Origin of the sequence: Desulfovirgula thermocuniculi DSM 16036, from assembly GCF_000429345.1 — a bacterium.
GTDB classification, from domain to species: domain Bacteria; phylum Bacillota; class Desulfotomaculia; order Desulfotomaculales; family Desulfovirgulaceae; genus Desulfovirgula; species Desulfovirgula thermocuniculi.
Genome location: NZ_AUBR01000098.1, coordinates 1 through 5,067, shown reverse-complemented (window position 1 = coordinate 5,067; position 5,067 = coordinate 1). Strand labels below are relative to the sequence as shown.

Sequence of the window (5,067 nt, the reverse complement as noted above, 5' to 3'; positions counted from 1 at the left end):
TTGGGCCTGCTCTCCCGGCCCGGTTTCAAACCGTATGTAAGCCCGCCTGGGCCGCTGTTCTCTCAATGTGGCCACGTACCTTTTGACCGTTTCGTAGGAACCGGTATAGCCCTGGTTCCGGATCTCTCTGAAAAGCCGCGTGGCGGTGAGGTCATACTTGTTCAACCGCTCCTCTATGTACGGCTTGTACGGGTCCAAAATGGAGGGTTTCTTCTTTCTCTCCTGCGGGTAGGAGTCCTGCTGTAGGGCACGGCTTACCGTTTTCCGGTCTATGCCCAGCATTTCAGCGATGCGGCTTTTGGGCACTCCCTGCTGGTGGTAGGTGTGGATCATGGCCCAGGTCTTCACCCCTATCATCTTGGCAGTCACCCCGTGCACTTTTTCGAGCTCTTTTTCCCGAAAAAGTAGCACGGGAGCTGTCCCTTTTTCTTTACCAAAAATGAGGATTTTTCTTTACCACTTTTGACCCTGGGCCATGACCAAAAATGGGGATTTTTATATGACCAAAATCGTCCCTTTTTAGATTACCACCTACAGTGAAAGAGAGAATTCTCGAAAACTGGTTGGATAACTGTAACGAAAGATCCCTTGAGGTGCCCTTTTGCTTCATGCTTCTCTCTCAAGGGTATGCCGTAATTCACATGACCCGTCATAGCAGCATGGAAATGGGTAAGGATATTATCGCTATTGACCCCCAAGGAGTTCCTTGTGCGTTCCAGCTCAAGTCGCCTCAGGGGAAGAGGATTACATTAAACCAGTGGCGAAAGGAGATTGAGCCTCAAGTTCGTGCTCTGCAGAGCAAAATCGTGCACACGTCTCTTTCATCTTCCACACATCACCGCTCGTATTTGGTCACAAACCGATACCTGGATGAAGAAGTGGTCCGTGCGATCGATGATTTAAACCGGTTTTGGGAGGGTCTCGGCCACCCGGAAGTTCGGCTAGAGACAATTGTGCGGGGCCAACTGTTGAAAATGGCGCTAGATCACATACCTTGGCCAGAGGAGCTTACCGATACCAAGATCCTACTAGAACTCTTTCTTGGCGACGGTCGGAGACCGCTACCCAAGGATAAGGTGTCCCACCTCCTGGAGACCACTATGGGGTTACACAGTAACGCAACCCCCTCCAAGGAGCAACTGGTTCGCACAGCAGCAAGTTCTGCCCTGCTCTGCGCGCTTGCTACACAGCCATGGTCACAAGAAGAAAACTACGCTGCCGAAATCGAAGCATGGGTAATATATATCGCCGCCTTACTTGCGGCGTGTGAGAGATGGGGGTTAACCCAGGATGATCGAATACGTAATAGCCTGGAAATAGCGAAAGAGGCAATCTTTCGTTTGCTCGGCAAGCTGTGTGAGGAACTACGCACACGCTCGCATCTAGTAGAAGGCAATGCCTTGGCCGATCCGCCGGTGCGCCGGGTGCGTGTAACTCAACTGGTTGGCCTGATGAGTGTCTATGGCCTATGGCAAAGAACTCATGGCCGCCAAAATAAGGACCACTTCGACTTCGTTCGTAATTTCTGCCTGACGAAGGGACCTCAGATGGTGGTATGGGGTGAAGGGGCAGTTCCACAGTTTTTGGCCTATTACTGGTTCCTTAAAGAGATTGATGGATCTTCTAACAGCGATTTTATGCTTATGCGCCTACTAAAACTCATCGCAACCCAAAATAGTAAGCAAGGGCCTTCGCTCGCAGACCCCTACCAGAACGCCGAGGACGCTTTACTAGAGGTCCTTGGCTTCTCATTAGAAGAAGAGAGTAAGGATTTAACCGAGCCTTCCGGCGTCTCTTACATGGCCAAAGGACTCCTACACCTGGTAGCCAAGCGGAACTGGAAGCAGCATCTGCGGGGCATATGGCCCGACCTGACCCGGCTAGCATTTCTGGAGTTCGAACCAGCAGAGTGCTGGCAGTATTACCTGTGGCGATCCAAGTACGGTACCAACGTGAGTGAATACCCGCCCTTAACCAAACACTGGGAAGACCTTCGGAAAGAAGCATTTGACTGTCAGGACAATAACCTTCCTACAATCCTGAAGCAGGATCCGGTTTTGATGCTTCTGTTCATTATGACGTACCCCCATCGTACCACGCCGGAGGCTGTGAAATGGTTAGACAAGATGTTCCGGAAGTTCTGAGTCTTCGGGCTTGTCCTACGAGTTTTTCCTTGGAAACAGAATAATTTTGAGAGGTGAGTTCGGCGCTCTCATTGTGCTGGTAATGTTACTACTCAAACAGAGAGAATCAACTTCTTGCTTCGCCTGTTGATCGCAGCGAGGATAACCCAGCCAGCTTAATGCCCTGTCATCTGGCTGATTGAATCTGAGTTTTAAAACTGAACGCTGAAAGCCCCGTCACTCCTGAATCTCTCGCATAGCACTATTGGAAAGTCCCGAGCACATGGCCCGCTGTTCCGGGCGCTTCTGCTAGCCTACCCGGCAGGGCTAAGGGGGGTTGAATTTTGATGAACAATTTGGCCCGGTTAAGATTTGCCGCCTTAATCATCTTTCTGGCCTTTGCCTTGGCTTTACTTGCAGGCTGCGCAGGGGGCGGACCGCCCCAGGCCGCCCCGCAGAAAGATCGAACGGCCCAGGACCAACCTGCCGCCCAAGCCCCCGTCCAGACGCAGCAACCACCGGGCACACCAACCCAGGCCGGAATCCGCACGGTCCAGGCAACCGTCATCTCCGTCTCCGACGGCGACACCGTCCACGTGAACTTCAACGGCCGCGACGAGCGGGTGCGGATGATCGGCGTCAACTGCCCGGAGATAAGCCACCCCGACCTGGGCATAAAGGAGGAGCCCTACGGCCGGGAGGCCAAGGCGCACACCGAAAGGCAGCTCTCCGACAGGCAGGTCTGGCTGGAGTTCGACGTCCAGGAGAGGGACAACTACGGCCGGCTGCTGGCCTACGTCTGGCTGGAACCGCCCTCCTCCGGCTCCGAGGATGAGGTCCGGGCCAAGATGTACAACGCCCGGCTCCTCCTGGACGGCTACGCCCAGGTAATGACCGTGCCGCCCAACGTGAAGTACGCGAACTTATTCGCCAAGTTCCAGCGGGAGGCCAGGGAGGCGGGCAAGGGGTTGTGGGGCCTGTCCCCCGACCCGGCGACTGGCGACGCCGGGAAGCAGGCCAGCGGCACCCAATAATAGACAAAGCCCGGTCAAAAGTTTTCCGCCTGCCCACGTAAGAGTAGGCACCGAAGATAGCTTCGCAGAACCGGGTGGAGTTAAGAGCAGGACAAATAATCGTCATTTACTTAACGTAATGGCAGCCAAGGTCTTCAAAGTTTGCATGTTGCTCGTGCAATGAAAGAAAGTGAGGGGAAAACAAGATGCGAATTCCTCAACATACTACTGCTGATATATTAATGGCTGTTCAAGATACATTAAAGACAGCAGAAAAAGGTTAGAGAATTTAATTAAAGGACCGCCAGAAAGAAAACTGCTAGGCTTAAGAAACTTAATTGTTTTCGGTCGTGCTGTTACTAATGTTCTTCAAAATCTTCATTCTACTGAGCCAGAATTTGATGCATGGTATGAAAAATGTTGCACATAGTATGTCATGCTGATTTAGGTGCTTGTTAAAAACGAATTCTTTGAAAGGAGTTCCAAAATGGATACACGCGACTATTATATATCCGGTGACTTAAAAATTCCAAAGAAGAATATTCACGACCTTTTAAAGTTACTAAAGGAAACGTACGGAGGAAAAGAATTTCTTACTCGAGACATATTAGCTCAATACATGGGTCATTATCATAGTGATAGAGGACAGCCACCAGGCAAATCATGGAATGCAAACTTCGGTAAAATACTAAAGCAATGCGAAAAAGAAACAGGAATGATAAAAGAGATTAAAAAGCGAGTGTACACAAAAGATGATTCCGGAAATAAAACACTAAATTCACTATGGAAAATTAAATAGAGACCGTCGCAAAACTGAGGAAAAACAGCAAGTCATAACACTTTAAGTAGAGTAGGCCCTGGCACAACCAGGATTCAAGCAAAAGAGCAGGAGCAGTACAGATCTTGTGAAGCCAGGCCGTTTCTCCCCTTTCGGGCGAGTGTCCCCCTCAAGCGGGTCATCTGCGCCGCCGCTAATTGTATCACCCCGACAGTCCCAGTCTCTAAGAAAAACCTGACCACAATATCAAAATAGGGAGTGAACCAATTGGCTATGTCGATCAAAGTAGCAGATGAGGTATGGATTGGTTGTGCTCTGCTTCATTACGAAAATCCGCACCGCGAAGATTTTGCAACCGAAGAAATTGTGGATAGGGTAGCCTTGGAAAATATTTTTGGGACCTTACGTCCTGGCGTAAGGGTGCATGTTAATCAACACTGTGTGGCCAACAGACCAGCAAATCCCGGTAATTACCGAATGCTTTACGAGACCCGACCGGGTTACAGGAGACTGTGGCGCCTGGGGGATGACTTTCACCCCTCAAGGGAATCTGGCAAGATCCTTCCAGCAGCTTCAGATATTCCCGACAAGTACCATTTTTTGCTTGAATGGTACCGGAAGTGGGCTACGGGCACGGGACCAAGTTCTGTATCCAGGGGTGTTTGCCTCCGAGAAAATATAATGACTTTGTCGCGCCATCGGGCTGCACCACTGAAAGACGAAAGTGGCGCTACTGAGGTTCGCGCTTCTGAACTCGCAACAGTTAGCGAAGCTCAGGAATTTGAAGCTTATGCTCGCAGGAGGATGAGCGAATTCTTCGGGGTCGAGTTGAATCCGGGAACTTATCCGAACATACCAAGAGACCGTCGCAAAACTGAGGGAAAACAGCAAGTTATAACACTTTAACCAAGTATAATTAACAATATATGGCAATCAGGCTTTTATGGAAGAGCTTACCACAGCAAATCGCCACCTTTAGTACCAATATAAAGTAACCAAGTCCTTGAAAAAGGCAGAGAAACTCCTTATTCCTAGGCTGCCGCGGTTTTGACTGCCCGCTTGGCAGCAATTGCCAGGTACACCCATCGCTTGAAGTTTACCGCCAGGGCAGTGAAAATGGCCTGAAGCCTAGTCTTTACTAGCCCCCAGTAGC

The 5,067-nt window shown here is 50.4% G+C and carries 4 protein-coding genes and 1 pseudogene; 4 read left to right on the top strand and 1 reads right to left on the bottom strand.

The features are described from left to right. A pseudogene (locus G454_RS0114630) lies at positions 1–378 on the bottom strand (IS21 family transposase); the annotation flags it as partial. A gap of 281 nt (positions 379–659) precedes the next feature. Here G454_RS0114630 and G454_RS0114625 point away from each other — a divergent pair. From G454_RS0114625 to G454_RS21615, 4 genes are all read left to right on the top strand, one after another. Next, entirely contained in the window at positions 660–2,144 is a 1,485-nt protein-coding gene (locus tag G454_RS0114625) for a hypothetical protein (protein WP_156896837.1), read from the top strand. 326 nt (positions 2,145–2,470) lie between these two features. After that, positions 2,471–3,157 (top strand): thermonuclease family protein, encoded by a 687-nt coding sequence (locus G454_RS19535; RefSeq protein ID WP_051276522.1) that lies wholly within the window; start codon positions 2,471–2,473, stop codon positions 3,155–3,157. 427 nt (positions 3,158–3,584) lie between these two features. Continuing rightward, positions 3,585–3,935: a hypothetical protein gene (locus G454_RS21620; RefSeq protein WP_169719377.1), complete on the top strand. Its 351-nt coding sequence runs from the start codon at positions 3,585–3,587 to the stop codon at positions 3,933–3,935. A gap of 246 nt (positions 3,936–4,181) precedes the next feature. Further along, positions 4,182–4,820: a hypothetical protein gene (locus tag G454_RS21615; protein ID WP_156896835.1), complete on the top strand. Its 639-nt coding sequence runs from the start codon at positions 4,182–4,184 to the stop codon at positions 4,818–4,820. Positions 4,821–5,067 lie beyond the last annotated feature (247 nt).

Excerpts from the sequence above, each read along its gene's own strand:
- G454_RS0114625 (WP_156896837.1), top strand. The coding sequence starts at position 660 with ATGGAAATGGGTAAGGATATTATCGCTATTGACCCCCAAGGAGTTCCT.
- G454_RS19535 (WP_051276522.1), top strand. The coding sequence starts at position 2,471 with ATGAACAATTTGGCCCGGTTAAGATTTGCCGCCTTAATCATCTTTCTG.